Here is a 15,322-nt window from a genome sequence, read left to right as displayed (position 1 = left end):
CCGAGGGCTCGCGATGACCGCACGACGCCGCCTGGCCCCGGCCCGTCTCAGGAGTCTCTCCAGCCGACGGCCCAACTCCACCTGCTTGTACGCCAGTTGAGGTGACATTCGGCCACCGTCGACGGGACCACGGCCCCGGGCCTCCCGATGGGCCGCCACGGCCCGCGCAATCGTCCGAAAATCGTGGCCCGCACACTCATCCACATGGTTGAGCATCGACTGGTTGACGTGAACGGCGTTCGGCTGCACATCGCCGAGCAGGGCGAAGGCCCCCTGGTGGTGCTCCTGCACGGGTTCCCCGAGTCGTGGCACTCCTGGCATCACCAGTTCGGCCCGCTGGCCGACGCGGGCTTCCGCGTGGTCGCCCCCGACCAGCGGGGATACGGACGCAGTGACCACCCCGACGCCGTCGACGCGTACACCATCCTCCACCTGGTCGGTGACGTGGTCGGCCTCATCCAGGCCCTGGGTGAGGAGAAGGCGTACGTCGTCGGCCACGACTGGGGGGCTCCTGTCGCCTGGCACACGGCGCTGCTGCGGCCGGACATGCTGCTCGGCGTGGCCGGCCTGAGCGTGCCGCCCCCGTCCCGGGGTGCACAGCCGCCGCTGGCCGCCATGGAGGAGAGGTTCGGCGGCCGGTTCTACTGGAACTACTTCAACCGTCCCGGTGTGGCCGACGCCGAGTTCGCGCGGGACACGCGCACCACCCTGCGGAAGTTCTTCTACGGCGCTTCCGGCGACGCCCCCGCCGCAGACCACGGCAAGCAGCCGCTGGTCGACCCCGAGCGCGGCTGGCTCGCGGACATGCGGGACCCCGAGGTGCTGCCGGACTGGTTCACCGAGGACGACCTCGACACACTCACCGAGAGCTTCTCCCAAGGCTTCACCGGCGCACTCAACTGGTACCGCAACCTCGACCGCAACTGGGAACTGACCGCTCCCTGGCACGGCGCCGTCGTCACCCCGCCCGCCCTGTACATCTACGGCGACCGCGACATGGTCCCGGCGTTCCCCGGCACGCCCGAGTTCATCGAGCGCCTCCCCGACCTGATGCCCAACCTGTGGCGCAAGCCCGTCAAGCTGGCGGGCTGCGGCCACTGGACCCAGCAGGAACGTCCGGACGACGTGAACCGAGCGCTCATCGAGTTCCTCACGGCTTGCTCCCGATGAGCACCCGTGCGCTGTGCGCCGTCCGAATGAATGTGACACACAATCAGACAGCCGCGGATCGCGGCAAGGAACTCTCGATGTGTGATCTTCCTGCCCGCCTGCGCCAGGCCCCTCACCGGCCGACTGCTGCCCACAGTCGCCGCTGTCCTGTCCCTGGTGACCGCACTGCTCGTCGGTGGGGCGACGCCGGCCGCGGCACTGACCAAGCCGGTCGTCAACGGGCCGGTGTTCAATGACCCGCTGGGCACGGCGGCGCAGCAGAAGGCGGTCTTCACCCAGCTCGTTCGGCTGATCGACGCGACGCCGGCCGGGGCGCAGATCCGTGGCGCGATGCACGAGTTCATCGACCAGGAGGTCGCGAACGCCCTGATCGCCGCTCATGGGCGCGGCGTCGACGTCCGACTCATCGTCGACGACTCGACCTATGTGGGTCCTGACGGCGCCGAGTTCGGCAACGCGGCGTACCGGTCCCTCAGGTCCGTGCTGGGGACCAGCACGGGTGCCCGCTCGTGGATCGTCGTCTGCGACGACAGGTTCGAGGACGCCGACGGCGTGGACGATGTCCAGCGCGGCTGCCTGGCAGTGGCTCCGCCCCAACCGGCGTACAACCACAACAAGTTCTTCACCTTCTCGCGGATCGGGCCGTTCGACGACGGCACCAGCTATCAGAGGGTCGTGTTCCAGACCTCCTCGAACCTCTCCGACTGGTACAAGGTCGAGTCCTTCAACGACGCCGTCACCTTCACGGACAGTGCGGTGTACAACGGCTACGTCTCGTATCACGAGCGGCTCCGCCAGGGGCGCACCCTCGCGCGCGGTGACAACAACGCGTACTTCTCCACACCGACCGGCTCGACCTACCGCGGCTACTTCTTCCCACGCGGTGACGCGTCGTACCACAACCCGGCCACGGACACCGTCGTCAGCGTGCTCAACGAGGTCAGCTGCGCCTACACCGGCGCGGACGGGCTGCCGCACCAGACCGACATCCGCATCGTGACGCACAGCTTCTTCGGCTCCCGCCGTCAGGTCGCCGACAAGCTGGCCCAGTTGCGCGGCCGGGGGTGCTGGATCGACATCATCTACGCCGACAGCGACTCCACGATCACCAGCCGACTGAACGCCGCGGGCATCCAGCACCGCAGATGCCGTATTCCCAACGGCCCCGGGATCGAGGTCCGTCCGCACAACAAGCAGATCCTGATCGACGGGGACTACAACGGTGCTCTCACCCCGCGCGTCTACACGGGCAGCGCCAATCTGACCGGGTCGTCGCTCCGTTCGGCCGACGAGGCGATCGTGCGGATCACGAGTGCGTCCTACCACTCCAGGTACCTGAGCACCTTCTACCGGATCCGCGCCGCCTGTGGCGGGTGACGTTCTGGAGGCCGCGTGGCGTGTCATCGCCACCAATTCCGCCTAATTGTGAGTAAATCGGACAGGAAATGTCCGGGTGAGCAGGCGAGATGAAGGGCCCTCCATGCCGTCGAGGCTTCGCGCACGTCTGAGAGCCGACCTCGCCGCAGGCGTCGTCCTGGTGGCGATGGCGGTCCTCGCGGGCCCCGCCCACGCCCAACCCGCCCAGGGCGCCGTACCGCTGTTCGAGCAGCGCGTCATCTTCAAGGCGTCCCAGGATCCGGGCGGTTACGCGTGCTTCCGGATCCCGGCGGTCGTGCAGTCCACCCAAGGCACGCTCCTCGCCTTCGCCGAGGGACGTCACCGTAGCTGCGGTGACGCGGAGGACATCGACATCGTGCTGAAACGCTCGACCGACGGCGGCCGCACATGGGGTCCGCTCCAGGTCGTCAGCGACGGTGCAGGCGACACCCACGGCAACCCGGCCCCGGTCGTGGACCGGACCACCGGCCGCATCCTGCTCCCGCAGACACACAACCCGGCGAGTGCGGACGGCGGGAGCTGCGCCGTCCCGTGCGAACGCAGGCCCCACCTGCAGTACAGCGACGACGACGGCCGCACCTGGTCCCGGCCGCGTGACCTGAGCGCCCAGATCATGCCCCCGAACTGGAACTCCTGGTACGCCACCGGCCCCGTCCACGGGATCCAGCTCACCCACGGAAGCCACCCCGGCCGACTGGTCTTCGGCGTCAACACCGAGACCTGGAACGGCAGCCGGGTCACCGCCAACCATGCGGCACTCATCGTCAGCGACGACGGCGGCACCACCTGGCGAAGAGGCGCCACCGACTCCTGGCCCGTCGCCACCGACGGCACCTTCCGTCAGAAGCCGTCCGAAGTCACCCTCACCGAGCGCAACGACGGCATCATCGTGATCAGCGGTCGCGAGCAGGACGGCACCGATCTGGGCCACCGCACCCAGACCTTCAGCGAGGACGGCGGCGACAGCTTCGTCGTCCGGTTCCGCCCCGTCCCGAACCTCTACACGCCGCAGGTCCAGGGCGCGGTGCTGCAACTGGGCGACCGCACCCTGCTGTCCTGCCCCGGCGACCCGGACCGCCGCCGGACCATGATGATCCGCTCCTCCTACGACGGCGGCAGCACCTGGGACAGCGTGGACCGCGGCACCGTCGTGACCCAGGACTGGGCGGGCTACTCCGACCTGGTGCTCATCGGTGGCGGCGTGGTGGGGCTGATGTACGAGGGCGGCGCCGTCGACGCCCGCGACGAGATCCGCTTCGCCCGCTTCAACGAGGAGTGGCTCACACCGCGCCGCGGCCCTGACCCGACGACGGCCGACCGTGCCCCGTCCGCCCAGCCTGCGAGCGTACTCGGCGGGGCCTCGCCCACGGCCGGCCGGTTCGGCGGCGCACTGGCCTTCGACGGCGCCAACGACGCGGTGCGCCTGCCGTTCCGCACCCAACTCGCGCTCGGCACCCAGAACTTCACGGCCTCCCTGTGGTTCCGCTACACCGGTCGAACCGGTGAGCAGCCCCTGCTGTGGATGGGCGGCATCGGCGGCAGCCAGCCCCAGTTCTGGCTGCGTGGCGAACCGGCGAGCAACCGGGTGCGCGGTCTGATGACGGTGCGCAGCGGCGCGACGACCGTGCGGTCGGCGTCCGTCAGCACCACCGCCGCGCACAACGACGGCCGGTGGCACCACCTCGCCCTGCGCCGCGGCGGCGGGCGGCTCACCCTCTTCATCGACGGTACGCAGTTCAGCACGGCCGACGTGTCCGGATCCGTCAGCCGCAACTCGCCGTTCGGCGTGCACATCGGCCAACGCATGGACAGCCGGGCGTTCTTCACCGGCGGCATCGACGAGGTCCGTGTCTGGAACCGTGCCCTGACCGACGCCGAGCTCACCCGCGTACGCCAGACGAACATCGGCCCGTCCGCGAACACCGCCCTGTGGCTGCCGATGGACCAGGTGACGGCAGGCGGCTGACATCCCCGGGGCCGTCGTGCTGCGGCAGCTCACACTCCGAACAGCTCCGCCGCGTTGTCGTGGCACACGGCCCGCAGCCACTCCTCCCCGAGGCCCAGCCGTTCCAGGGCGTCAAGCTGGTGCACATACGGATAGGGGATGTTGGGGAAGTCGGAGCCGAGCAGGATGCGGTCGCCGAGCCCGGCCAGCCTGGGCAGGGCCCGCCGGGGAAACGGCATGAACCCCTCGGCGAAGTCGGTGAACGTCATCGTCGTGTCCAGCCGTACCTCCCCGTACCGCTCGGCGAGCCCGAGGAACTCCTCGTACTCCGGCATTCCCAGATGCGCGACGATCAGCCGCAGTCGGGGGTGCCGGGCGAGGACCCGCGCGACCGGCTCGGGGCCGGTGTGCTTGCCGGGCGCGGGCCCGGAGCCGCAGTGGATCACCACGGGGATCCGGGCCTCGGCCAACAACCCCCAAGCCGAATCGAGGAGTTGATCGGCAGGGTCGTACGCCCCCACCTGTACATGCGCCTTGAAGACGCGCGCACCCGCCTCGACCGCCTCCCGGACGTATGCCTCGACGTCCGGCTCGGGGTACAGGGTGGCGGTGTGCAGGCAGTCGGGGGTGCGGCGGGCGAAGTCGGCCGCCCAGCCGTTCAGCCACCGGGCCATGCCGGGCTTGTGCGGGTAGAGCATCGCGGTGAAGGCCCGTACGCCGAACTCCCGGAGCAGGGCCGTCCGTTCCGCTTCCTGCCGGCGGTAGGTGATCGGCCATTCGCGTCCGCCGGTCAGCGTTCCGAGCGCGTCGAAGTAGTCCCATACCTTGCGCAGAACGCGCTCGGGCATGAAGTGCGTGTGGACGTCGACCAGCCCGGGGAGCCCGAGCCGCTCCCAGAAACGGCGGACCTCGCCGGTGTCCCGGTGCCCGTCGGCGGCAGGTGCGCTGTGGTGATCGTTCACGTCGCCCACGATCGCTGTTGATGAGATGGCGGTCCATACCCCTTCACGAATCTCACGGTACAGCTTGTCTGCATCCGTGAGAGGCGACTACGGTCTATCACGGATAAACCAATCCCATCCGTGAGGTGTTTCTTCGTGGCTCTCTCTGAGACGACCCGTGAGCAGTTCCCCGTCCGCGTCTTCGGCGGCCCCACCGCCCTCTTCGACTACGGCGGCCTGCGCTTTCTCACCGACCCCACCTTCGACGCTCCCGGCGAATACCCGGAGTCGGGCCGCCCGCACCTGACCAAGACCGCCCCCTCCGCCGCCAACCCCGCCGAACTCGGCCCCGTCGACGTGGTCCTGCTGTCGCACGACGAGCACGCCGACAACCTCGACCACTCCGGCCGGGCCCTGCTCGCCGACGTGCCGCTCACCCTCACCACCCCGGGTGGTGGCGAGCGCCTCGGCGGCAAGGCGACCGGGCTGGCCGACTGGGAGTCGGTCCAACTCGACCGTCCTGACGGCGGCACGGTCACCGTGACCGGTGTCCCCGCCGTCCACGGCCCCGGACCGCGGGAGGAGGTCGAGGCGTTCACCGGGCAGGTCGTCGGCTTCGTCCTGACGGGGGACGGACTACCCACGGTCTACGTCAGCGGCGACAACGCCTCCCTCGACGCCGTCAGGGAGACGGCCGACCGCTTCGGGCCCGTGGACACCGCCGTCCTCTTCGCCGGCGCGCCCCGCTTCGCCGCCCTCTTCGACGGCGCACCCCTCGTCCTCGACAGCGCTACGGCCGCCGAAGCCGCCCGGATACTCGGCGCCCGCCGGGTGGTCCCCGTCCACTACGACAGCTGGACCCACTTCACCGAGGGCCACGACGAACTGCGGGACGCCTTCGCCGCCGCGGGGCTCGTCGACCGACTGGACTGGGGGCAGCGGGGCTGAGGCCAGATCCCTGTTCACGGAGGCTGACCGCGTCCTCGCCCCACCTGCCTTCTACGCTCTGTCTCCTGACCAGCGCACGAGGAGATTCCCGATCCAGCGGACGGAGTGCCATGAAGACCATCAGCCTCGGTGAGCAGGAGATCCGTGAGGCCGTGCCGATGAGCGAGGCGATCGATGCCGTGCGCCGCGGCTTCGTCGGCCTTGCGGGAGGGGAGTTCGAGATGCCGACCCGCACCGCACTGCGGGACGGACGGTTCCTCGTCATGTCGGCCCACCACCGGCCGACCGAGTCCGCCATGGTCAAGACCCTGAGCGTGAACTTCGACCGGGCACCCGCGATCACCGGCACCGTCGTGTGGAGCACCCTGGACCGGCTCGACCACCTGGTCGCCGACGCGGGCGCCGTCACCGCGCTGCGCACCGGCGCCGCCGTCGGCGTCGCCACCGACCTCCTGGCCGCGCCCGACGCCGATCGGCTGACCCTGATCGGCGCCGGCGGCCAGGCCCTCGACCAGGTGCGGGCCGTTCACACCGTCCGGCCGCTGAGCCGCCTCACCGTGGTCGCCACCGCTCCCGCGCGTGCCGAGGCCCTGGCCGACACCCTGCGAGCCGAGCTGGACGGCGCCGAGATCCGCGTCGCCACGGACCCGGTCTCCGCCGTCGGTGACGCCCATGTCGTGTGCTGCGCCACGCCCGCGACCCGTCCGCTCTTCCCCGCATCCGCCCTGCCCGCACAGGTGCACGTCAACGCCATCGGGGCCTTCCGCCCCGGCATGCGTGAACTGCCTGACGAACTGCTGGCCGACAGCACCGTGATCATCGACCAACGCGACGCCGTCCTGGAAGAGGCGGGCGAGATCATCCATGCCCTTCGGTCCGGTGCCCTCACCGAGGACGACCTCACCGAACTGGGCTCGGCACTGACCGCTCCTGCCGTCGCCCGGCGCAAGCGGACCGTGTTCAAGTCGGTCGGCGTCGCCATGCAGGACTGGGCCCTCGCGCGACTCCTGGCCGACAAGTTCCTCGGCTGACCTGGCCCGGCCCTCCGGTCACGGCCGAGGCTGCTGCGTCCCCTGGTCCTTCGACTCGTCCGGCGTGACGGTCTCCCCCTGGATCACCCGGGGCGTGGCCGGATCGTCCTCGTCCTTCGCCGCCCTGGCCTCGGCCTTGAGAATGCGCGCCGACTTGCCCGCCGAACGGGCCAGGTCGGGGAGCTTCTTCGCGCAGAGGACGGCTATGACGACGATGAGGATGATCGCGAGTTCGCTCAGTCCGAACATGAGGTCCTGTCCTTCTGGTGAGCCGGATGCCGTGTTGGCGCAGGTAGGGCAGCATGCCATGGCGGAGCTGCGGCTGCTGCCAGGTGGGCCGGGGACTGCCGCGGACTCGCGTCCGGCGGCGGGCTTGTGCGACCGCTCAGATGTATGGCTAGGGTGCTGCCAATGTTCCGCGCCGATGCCACACCGGTAACTGACGCCACTGCCACCCCGGTAGCCGACGCCGCCGCACCGGTAACTGACGCCACCGCCGTACCGGAACGACGGCGGCAGCCGCTGCCGTCCGCAGGGCAGGAAGCGAGACGCGTCGAGCCGCGGAACCCCCACCTCGACAACGCCAAATACCTGGCGATCCTGCTGGTGGCGACGGGACACGCATGGGAGCCGTTGCGTGAGGGCAGCCGGGCCGTCACCGCCCTGTACATGCTCGTCTACGCCTTCCACATGCCGGTGTTCATCACCCTCTCCGGCTACTTCTCGCGCGGCTTCGACGCGAGCCCGGAGCGGGTCAGGCGGCTGCTGACCGGGCTCGTCGTGCCGTACGTCGTCTTCGAGGTGGCGTACACCTTTCTCACCCGATGGACCTCCCAGGACCCCGACCGGCCGATCAGCCTGCTGGACCCGCTGTACCTGACCTGGTATCTGGCGGCGCTGTTCATCTGGCGGCTGACCTCGCCCGTCTGGCGACTGTTGCGGTGGCCGATGCCGGTCGCGCTCGCCCTCGCCATGCTGGCGACCGTCTCACCGTCCATCGGCGACGACCTCGACCTCCAGCGTGTGCTGCAGTTCCTGCCGTACTTCGTGCTGGGGCTGTCCCTGAAGCCGGAGCACTTCGCGCTCGTGCGCCGTCGCGAGGTGCGCCTCCTGGCCGCGCCGGTCCTCGTCTGCGCGCTCGCCGTGGCGTACTGGGCGGCCCCGCGGATGAACTACGCCTGGTTCTTCCACAGTGACAGCGCACGGGAACTGGGCGTGCCGGCCTGGTGCGGACCCGTGATGACCCTGGCCACCTTCGGCTGCTCGGTCGTCCTCGTGGCCTGCTTTCTCGCCTGGGTGCCGGGGCGCCGGACGTGGTTCACCGTGCTGGGCGCGGGCACGCTGTGCGGCTACCTGCTGCACGGCTTCGTCGCCCAGGGGGCCGAGTTCTGGGGCTGGTACGACGGCGCCTGGCTCCGGCAGCCGGTCGGCGAGGTCGTCGTCACGCTGATCGCGGCGGCGGTCATGACCGCGCTGTGCGCCCCCGCCGTACAGCGGGTCTTCCGCCGTGTGACGTAGCCACGGCCGCCGTGTGCCCTTCCTTCCTCTCCTCGCCGAGCGGTCGGCGCGCCGGCGGCCGTGGAGCGCGGTGACCCGTTCGGGGGAGCGGAGCTGGATCTCGGGAGGGCTCCCGAGAGGGCGGCTCGATGATGGCGGGCGGCTGAGCCGGAGCGGTGGAGAGGGGACGGGCGATGCGGGTGTCGACGAGGGCGGGGCGCTGCGCCCTGCTGGTGGCCGGGATCGTGCTGACGGTGGGCGGTTGCTCATCGGAGGCGTCGGACACGTCGGACGGGGCGGGCGGTGACGGCTCGGCGGGGGACCGGGGGAGTGCCTCGAAGCCCACCGCGTCGAAGTCCGCCCCGGCGAAGTCCACCGCTGCGAGCCGGGCGCTGACGAAGTGGGCCGGGCAGATGTGTGAGGCCACGGAGCTCTTCGAGACGGCGAAGACGAACAGCGCGATCGCGGTCAAGGACATCACCGACCCGCCCGAGGACGCACTGATCGGCGCCGAGTTCACCGCCATGAGCTACCTGTGGGAGACGTCGTCGTCCCTCGACGAGGTCGCCGGGGCACTGAATGACGTACGGCCGTCGGGCATCGCCGCCGCGGACCGGCTGTACGACGGCCTGACCGAGGAGGTCGCGAGGGTCCGGCCGAAGGTCGCCGGGCTCAGCGAGTCCGGCGGGTACACGAGCCCCGCGGAGGACTCGGTCGACCGGGCCGGACGAGTCGGCGACCTGGTCGCGTCCTTGAAGACGCCCAGGCCAGATCTGCCTGCCGTGGCCGCAAAGGAGCCGGAGCTCTCGGCCGCCTACCGCGCCGCACCCGAGTGCGCCCCGCCCGGACCGCTGCCCAAGGCCGCCGACGGCACGGACGTCGCCGCCTGCGCGGACGGTGACTGCGAGATCCTGGTGACGAAGCAGGTCCACCTCACGGTCGGCGCATGGAAGCTGCGTGTGTCGCTGACGGAGACCAAGGCAACAGTGCGCAACAACGACCCCGGCGGCGCCGTGGGGGAGACCTCACTGGCCTCCGGCGGCAGCGGAACCTTCGGCGACAAGAACGGCGAGCTCACCGTCAAGGCCGTAGCCGTGAACAAGGACGGCGCCGTGCTGAGCTTCCGCACGAAATGAGACCCGCGTGAAGCCCTGACACGCCGCCCTGCTTACCGTGGACCCATGACGGCACCGCTGGACGTACTGGTGGTCGGCGCGGGACCGACAGGACTCGCGCTCGCCGCGCAACTGCGCGCCTACGGGACCCGGTTCCGTATCGTCGACCGCTCCCTGGACCGTGTGCGCGAGTCCCGGGCCCTCGGCATCCAGCCCCGCACCCTGGAGGCGCTGGCGGGCTTCGGCGTGACCGACCGGCTGGTGGCCCGCGGCAACCCGGCGGTGAAGCTGCGGATGCACCTGACCCGGCGCACGGTGTCGGTACCGCTCTTCGACATCGGGCTCCCCGACACCCCGTACCCCTTCCTGCTGTTCCTCTCGCAGGCCGAGACGGAGAACGTCCTCGGTGAGCACCTGGCCGAGCGGGAGGTGACGGTCGAACGCGGCACGGAGCTGATCGGGCTTGAGCAGCAGGGCTCGCACGTCGTCTGCCGGCTGCGCGGTCGGGACGGCACGGGGGAGACGGTGGCCGCGCGCTACGTCGTCGGCTGCGACGGCGCCCACAGCACCGTGCGCGCCGAGGCGGGCATCGACTTCGAGGGGTACTCCTATCCGCACACGTATCTGCTCGCCGACCTGGACGTCGACGGGCTGGAGCCGGGCGCGGTGCACTCGTTCATGAACGGGGGAGGGGTGCTGTTCTTCTTCCCGCTCGGTACGCCGGCACCCTGGCGGTTGCTCGCCATGCGGCCGTCCGACGCCCCGGACGGCAAGGTGACCCTGCCGCTCCTGCAAGGGATCGCCGACCGGTACGGCGCGCAGGGCCTGGTCCTGCGGGATCCGGTCTGGATGACCGACTTCCGGCTCCACAACCGCGGGGCCGCCCACTACCGCTCCGGGTCCTGCTTCCTGGCCGGCGACGCGGCCCACATCCACAGCCCGGCCGGGGCGCAGGGCATGAACACCGGCATCCAGGACGCCCTCAACCTGGGCTGGAAGCTGGCCCTGGTGTGCCGGGGCGCCGCACCGCGGGAGCTGCTGGAGACGTACGAGAGCGAACGTGACCCGGTCGGCCGCGAGGTACGCCGCTTCACCGACCGCGCTTTCACCATCGGTACCAGTCCGCATCCCGTCCTGAGGTTCGCGCGCTCCCAACTCGTCCCGCGCCTCGCCCCGTTGGCGATGCGGGCGAGGGCACCCCGCGCCTGGGCCTTCCGTACCGTCTCCGAACTCGGCATCCACTACCGCCGCAGCCCCGCCTCGACGACGGGCCCTCGACGGCCCCGCCGCGGCCCGCGAGCCGGCGACCGGCTGCCCGACCGGCCTGAAGGCCTCCAGGCCCGGGTCGCCGCCCCCGGCTGGCATCTGCTCCTGACCGGACCACCGCACCTCTGGCCGGATGAGCGGCTGGCCCCGATTCTGGCCGGCCGGGAGGACCTGATCACCGTGCACCGCCTCGGCGATGGGAGCCCCTGGCCGGGCGTCGCCCAGGCGCTCGTACGGCCCGACGGCCACCTCGGCTACGTCGCGAGCGGCACCGAGCCGGCGGGGCTGCGGGCCTACGTCGAACGCTGGCTGCCGATCGAGTCCGCGTGACACACGGGGTGAACAGCTCGCGCCGTTGATCCGTACCCCTCTGCGTGCAGTCACACCGAGGAAGCTCCGTGCCACCCTTCGTGCCGTCATCGCGAGGAAGCATCGGCCGCGTCGCCACGGCAGGCGGGCTGGTTCTCCTGCTCCTGTCCACGGCGGCGTGCGGCGGGGGTGGGGACAAGGAGCCCGCGGCGAAGGGCAGTCCGACGAACGTCGCCGCCACCGTGGCCGGCGTCGTGGCCCCGGCGAAGGTCGAGGTGATCGCCGGACTGACGGGCTGCAAGGTCAAGATCCGGACCGACGCGGACGAATTGCGCGAGGGCGTCTGCCACACGGCGAAGGGCGACTACCTCATCACCACGTTCCCTCAGGAGAAGTACAAGCTCACCTGGCTGGACGCGGCCGCGGTGTACGGCGGCAAGTACCTCGTCGGCACCCGCTGGGTGGTCAGCGCCAAACCGAAGCTGCTGGAGCAGCTCCGCCCCCGACTGGGCGGAAAAATCCAGCAGTTGCGGGGCGTGGGCCCGACCCCGGCCCCGACCAAGTCATGACCGCCGACCCGGTACGGCGGGGCGAGCGCCTCACTCGGCCGCGTCGCTGATCCCCAGGCGCAGATGCTCCACGTGGTACACGGCCTGGTCGAGCAGCTCGGCGACATGGTGGTCGTGCAGCGCGTACACGACCGAACGGCCGCGCCGCTCACCGACCACCAGGCCGAGATTGCGCAGAAGCCGCAGCTGATGGGAGCACGCGGACTGCTCCATGCCCACCTCCGCCGCCAACTCCGTGGCCGGCAGCGGCCCCTCGCGCAGGCGCGCCAGGATCAGCAGGCGGGACGGGGTGGAGAGGGCCTGGAGGGTGGTGGCCACCTTGGCGACGTTGGCCGCGTCCAGGCGTACGCGCTCGGTGGCGTCCTGCGTGGTGGTGACGGCTCCATGACCCATGCGGGGCATCTTACTCACCACACCTGAACACATGAATGATTATTCATGCGTCAGGCCGGCGTCCGATGGGTCCGCCCACCCGGGGTGATCCGGCGGCTGCCAGGACAACCGAGGTTGATGTCGGATTCTCGCCAGCCTCCGTCGCCCTCCGTGGCCGATGCTGGACGCATGCAGAAGGGGATGCACACCGACACGGAGCGCTGCGTGCGCGCCGTCCAGTCCAAGGACGCCCGCTTCGACGGATGGTTCTTCACGGCGGTCGTCACAACCGGGATCTACTGCCGGCCCAGCTGTCCGGTGGTCCCGCCCAAGCCCGAGAACATGCGGTTCTTCCCGAGCGCGGCCGCCTGCCAGCAGGCCGGGTTCCGGGCGTGCAAGCGCTGCCGCCCGGACACCAGCCCCGGTTCCCCCGAGTGGAACCAGCGCGCCGACCTCGTGGCCCGGGCGATGCGCCTGATCGCCGACGGCGTCGTGGACCGCGAGGGCGTGCCCGGCCTCGCCGCCCGGCTCGGCTACAGCACCCGCCAGATCGAACGCCAGCTCCTCGCCGAACTCGGCGCAGGACCGCTCGCCCTGGCCCGCGCCCAGCGCGCCCAGGCCGCCCGCCTCCTCATCGAGACGACGCCCCTGCCCATGGCGGACATCGCCTTCGCGGCCGGCTTCGCCTCCATCCGCACCTTCAACGACACCGTCCGCGAGGTCTTCGCGATCTCCCCGACCGACCTGCGCGCCCGCACACCCCGCAGCACCCCGGGGAACACCACGGGCGCCCTGACCCTGCGCCTGCCGTTCCGCGCCCCCCTCAACCCCGACAACCTCTTCGGCCACCTCGCGGCGACCGCCGTCCCCGGGGTCGAGGAGTGGCGGGACGGCGCGTACCGGCGCACGCTCAGGCTGCCGTACGGCCACGGCATCGTGGCGCTGACCCCGCAGCCCGACCACATCGCCTGCCGTCTCACCCTCGGCGACCTGCGCGATCTGACCGTGGCGATCAGCCGGTGCCGCCGGATGCTCGACCTGGACGCCGATCCGGTCGCGATCGACGACCAGTTGCGTACGGATCCGCTGCTCGCGCCCCTCATCGACAAGGCGCCCGGCCGCCGGGTCCCGCGCACGGTCGACGAGGCCGAGTTCGCCGTACGGGCCGTCCTCGGCCAGCAGGTCTCCACGGCCGCCGCCCGTACCCACGCGGCCCGCCTGGTCACCGCCCACGGCGAGCCGGTCGACGACCCCGAGGGCGGCCTCACCCACCTCTTCCCGGCCCCCGAGGCGCTGGCCCGCGTGGACCCGGAGTCACTGGCGATGCCGCGGACCCGCCGTACGACGTTCACGACGCTGGTGCGTCAACTGGCCGACGGTGACGTGCACTTGGGCCCCGAGAGCGACTGGCCGCAGACCCGGGCCAGGCTCCTCGCCCTCCCCGGCTTCGGCCCCTGGACGGTCGACGTCATCGCGATGCGCGCCCTCGGCGACCCCGACGCCTTCCTCCCCACCGACCTCGGCATCCGCCGCGCCGCCCAGGAGCTGGGCCTCCCGTCCACCCCGGCGGCCCTCACGGCCCGGTCGGCGGCCTGGCGCCCCTGGCGGGCCTACGCGGTCCAGTATCTGTGGGCGACGGACAGCCACCCCATCAACTTCCTCCCGGTCTAAGGAGTCTGAGCACATGTCAACGAAGCAGCACACCGTCATCGACAGCCCGTACGGCCCCCTGACACTCGTCGCCGAGGACCGCGCCCTGTGCGGCCTCTACATGACCGAGCAACGCCACCGCCCACCCGAGGGGAGCTTCGGGGAGCGGGACGAGGCTCCCTTCGGTGCGGCCATGGACCAGCTGGAGGCCTATTTCGCGGGCGAGTTGAAGGAGTTCACCCTCGAACTGCGGCTGAACGGAACCGAGTTCCAGCGCAGGGTCTGGGGCCAGCTGCGCCGGATCCCCTACGGCGAGACCCGCTCGTACGGCGATCTCGCCGACGCCCTCGGCAGCCCCGGCGCCTCCCGCGCGGTCGGCCTCGCCAACGGCAAGAACCCGATCGGCATCGTCGTCCCCTGCCACCGCGTCGTCGGCGCGAACGGCGGCCTCACCGGATACGGCGGCGGCCTGGACCGCAAGCAGCGCCTGCTGGACTTCGAGAGCGGAACGGCGTTGTTCTGAGCCGGTCCGCAGCGGGTGGGAACAGCGCCGTACTCAAGCGCCCGCCTCAGCCGTCCGCCCGTTCCTTCGCACTGCGCTCCACACAGAACTCGTTGCCCTCCGGATCGGCGAGGACCGCCCAGCCGGTGCCGTCCGGCCTGCGGCGGTCGTCGACCAGCGTGGCACCGAGGGCGAGAACCCGCTCGACCTCCTCGTCCCGGGTGCGATCATCCGGCTGAAGGTCCAGGTGCACCCGGTTCTTGACGGTCTTGGGCTCCGGGACGGTGACGAACAGCAGCCCCGCCCCCTCGATCAGCACGTCCTCGTCGCCGGGCTCGTTGTCCTCGTGCATGGGCAGGCCCAGCACCCGGGACCAGAAGCCGGCCAGGCCGTAGGCGTCGGCGGAGTCGATCGTCATATGGCGGATCTTTGAGGTCATGACACGGATTCTGATCGACGCGCCGAGCCCGCGCACCGCCTTTTGCAGGGCAACTGGCCGGACCCGACCGGCAGCCATGGCCTGTATGGCCCACCGGGGTCTTCCTCCCGAGTGACCCCGGTGGCGCGAGCCGTCGGATCGCTGGTGTCTGTACGAAGGAGAGCAGGCAG

15 protein-coding genes are annotated in these 15,322 nt (G+C 71.0%); 11 read left to right on the top strand and 4 right to left on the bottom strand.

What is annotated here, in order from left to right; genetic code table 11:
- The first annotated feature begins 204 nt into the window (after window positions 1-204).
- The 3 genes from ACIA8X_RS10260 to ACIA8X_RS10250 all read left to right on the top strand — a co-directional run bounded on the left by ACIA8X_RS10260 (window position 205) and on the right by ACIA8X_RS10250 (window position 4,534).
- Complete coding sequence (locus tag ACIA8X_RS10260) at window positions 205-1,170, top strand: alpha/beta fold hydrolase (protein ID WP_399458166.1); 966 nt, start codon at window positions 205-207, stop codon at window positions 1,168-1,170.
- Window positions 1,171-1,251: 81 nt separating this feature from the next.
- A complete protein-coding gene (locus ACIA8X_RS10255) occupies window positions 1,252-2,547 on the top strand; it encodes a phosphatidylserine/phosphatidylglycerophosphate/cardiolipin synthase family protein (RefSeq protein WP_399458165.1) in 1,296 nt (431 codons plus the stop codon).
- A gap of 103 nt (window positions 2,548-2,650) precedes the next feature.
- Window positions 2,651-4,534, top strand: coding sequence for an exo-alpha-sialidase (locus ACIA8X_RS10250; protein ID WP_393445319.1), 1,884 nt, complete (start codon window positions 2,651-2,653; stop codon window positions 4,532-4,534).
- A 29-nt stretch (window positions 4,535-4,563) separates the two neighbouring features.
- Here the strand turns inward: ACIA8X_RS10250 and ACIA8X_RS10245 are convergent, their stop codons facing one another.
- Window positions 4,564-5,475, bottom strand: coding sequence for an amidohydrolase family protein (locus tag ACIA8X_RS10245; RefSeq protein ID WP_399458164.1), 912 nt, complete (start codon window positions 5,473-5,475; stop codon window positions 4,564-4,566).
- 135 nt (window positions 5,476-5,610) lie between these two features.
- On the opposite strand from ACIA8X_RS10245, the gene ACIA8X_RS10240 reads away from it, so the two are divergent.
- On the top strand, window positions 5,611-6,402 hold the full coding sequence (locus tag ACIA8X_RS10240; RefSeq protein WP_393445315.1) for an MBL fold metallo-hydrolase: 792 nt from the start codon (window positions 5,611-5,613) through the stop codon (window positions 6,400-6,402).
- A 110-nt stretch (window positions 6,403-6,512) separates the two neighbouring features.
- Entirely contained in the window at window positions 6,513-7,433 is a 921-nt protein-coding gene (locus ACIA8X_RS10235) for an ornithine cyclodeaminase family protein (RefSeq protein WP_399458163.1), read from the top strand.
- 18 nt (window positions 7,434-7,451) lie between these two features.
- Here the strand turns inward: ACIA8X_RS10235 and ACIA8X_RS10230 are convergent, their stop codons facing one another.
- Entirely contained in the window at window positions 7,452-7,682 is a 231-nt protein-coding gene (locus tag ACIA8X_RS10230) for a twin-arginine translocase TatA/TatE family subunit (RefSeq protein WP_393445309.1), read from the bottom strand.
- 162 nt (window positions 7,683-7,844) lie between these two features.
- On the opposite strand from ACIA8X_RS10230, the gene ACIA8X_RS10225 reads away from it, so the two are divergent.
- The 4 genes from ACIA8X_RS10225 to ACIA8X_RS10210 all read left to right on the top strand — a co-directional run bounded on the left by ACIA8X_RS10225 (window position 7,845) and on the right by ACIA8X_RS10210 (window position 12,189).
- Window positions 7,845-8,951: an acyltransferase family protein gene (locus tag ACIA8X_RS10225; RefSeq protein WP_399458162.1), complete on the top strand. Its 1,107-nt coding sequence runs from the start codon at window positions 7,845-7,847 to the stop codon at window positions 8,949-8,951.
- A 173-nt stretch (window positions 8,952-9,124) separates the two neighbouring features.
- Window positions 9,125-10,066, top strand: a complete 942-nt coding sequence (locus ACIA8X_RS10220) for a hypothetical protein (protein WP_393445305.1) — start codon at window positions 9,125-9,127, stop codon at window positions 10,064-10,066.
- A 45-nt stretch (window positions 10,067-10,111) separates the two neighbouring features.
- On the top strand, window positions 10,112-11,641 hold the full coding sequence (locus tag ACIA8X_RS10215) for an FAD-dependent monooxygenase (RefSeq protein WP_393445303.1): 1,530 nt from the start codon (window positions 10,112-10,114) through the stop codon (window positions 11,639-11,641).
- A gap of 68 nt (window positions 11,642-11,709) precedes the next feature.
- Window positions 11,710-12,189 (top strand): hypothetical protein, encoded by a 480-nt coding sequence (locus tag ACIA8X_RS10210; protein ID WP_393445301.1) that lies wholly within the window; start codon window positions 11,710-11,712, stop codon window positions 12,187-12,189.
- A gap of 30 nt (window positions 12,190-12,219) precedes the next feature.
- Here ACIA8X_RS10210 and ACIA8X_RS10205 read toward each other — a convergent pair whose 3' ends face one another.
- Window positions 12,220-12,582, bottom strand: coding sequence for an ArsR/SmtB family transcription factor (locus tag ACIA8X_RS10205; protein WP_393445298.1), 363 nt, complete (start codon window positions 12,580-12,582; stop codon window positions 12,220-12,222).
- A gap of 168 nt (window positions 12,583-12,750) precedes the next feature.
- On the opposite strand from ACIA8X_RS10205, the gene ACIA8X_RS10200 reads away from it, so the two are divergent.
- Together ACIA8X_RS10200 and ACIA8X_RS10195 are read left to right on the top strand one after the other, a co-directional pair.
- Window positions 12,751-14,232: an AlkA N-terminal domain-containing protein gene (locus tag ACIA8X_RS10200; protein WP_393445296.1), complete on the top strand. Its 1,482-nt coding sequence runs from the start codon at window positions 12,751-12,753 to the stop codon at window positions 14,230-14,232.
- 13 nt (window positions 14,233-14,245) lie between these two features.
- Window positions 14,246-14,734, top strand: coding sequence for a methylated-DNA--[protein]-cysteine S-methyltransferase (locus ACIA8X_RS10195; RefSeq protein WP_393445293.1), 489 nt, complete (start codon window positions 14,246-14,248; stop codon window positions 14,732-14,734).
- Window positions 14,735-14,780: 46 nt separating this feature from the next.
- Here ACIA8X_RS10195 and ACIA8X_RS10190 read toward each other — a convergent pair whose 3' ends face one another.
- Window positions 14,781-15,152, bottom strand: coding sequence for a VOC family protein (locus tag ACIA8X_RS10190; RefSeq protein WP_393445291.1), 372 nt, complete (start codon window positions 15,150-15,152; stop codon window positions 14,781-14,783).
- Window positions 15,153-15,322 lie beyond the last annotated feature (170 nt).

This window comes from Streptomyces sp. NPDC051738 (assembly GCF_044453205.1).
In the GTDB taxonomy this organism is placed as follows: Bacteria; Actinomycetota; Actinomycetes; order Streptomycetales; family Streptomycetaceae; genus Streptomyces.
Note: the sequence above shows the minus strand (reverse complement) of the source record. Positions and strands in the feature narration are given on the sequence as shown.

What these genes read in the sequence shown, in the direction of transcription:
- ACIA8X_RS10260 (WP_399458166.1), top strand. Translation starts at nt 205, where the DNA reads ATGGTTGAGCATCGACTGGTTGACGTGAACGGCGTTCGGCTGCACATC.
- ACIA8X_RS10250 (WP_393445319.1), top strand. Translation starts at nt 2,651, where the DNA reads ATGCCGTCGAGGCTTCGCGCACGTCTGAGAGCCGACCTCGCCGCAGGC.
- ACIA8X_RS10235 (WP_399458163.1), top strand. Translation starts at nt 6,513, where the DNA reads ATGAAGACCATCAGCCTCGGTGAGCAGGAGATCCGTGAGGCCGTGCCG.
- ACIA8X_RS10230 (WP_393445309.1), bottom strand. Translation starts at nt 7,682, where the DNA reads ATGTTCGGACTGAGCGAACTCGCGATCATCCTCATCGTCGTCATAGCC.
- ACIA8X_RS10225 (WP_399458162.1), top strand. Translation starts at nt 7,845, where the DNA reads ATGTTCCGCGCCGATGCCACACCGGTAACTGACGCCACTGCCACCCCG.
- ACIA8X_RS10220 (WP_393445305.1), top strand. Translation starts at nt 9,125, where the DNA reads ATGCGGGTGTCGACGAGGGCGGGGCGCTGCGCCCTGCTGGTGGCCGGG.
- ACIA8X_RS10215 (WP_393445303.1), top strand. Translation starts at nt 10,112, where the DNA reads ATGACGGCACCGCTGGACGTACTGGTGGTCGGCGCGGGACCGACAGGA.
- ACIA8X_RS10205 (WP_393445298.1), bottom strand. Translation starts at nt 12,582, where the DNA reads ATGGGTCATGGAGCCGTCACCACCACGCAGGACGCCACCGAGCGCGTA.
- ACIA8X_RS10200 (WP_393445296.1), top strand. Translation starts at nt 12,751, where the DNA reads ATGCAGAAGGGGATGCACACCGACACGGAGCGCTGCGTGCGCGCCGTC.
- ACIA8X_RS10195 (WP_393445293.1), top strand. Translation starts at nt 14,246, where the DNA reads ATGTCAACGAAGCAGCACACCGTCATCGACAGCCCGTACGGCCCCCTG.
- ACIA8X_RS10190 (WP_393445291.1), bottom strand. Translation starts at nt 15,152, where the DNA reads ATGACCTCAAAGATCCGCCATATGACGATCGACTCCGCCGACGCCTAC.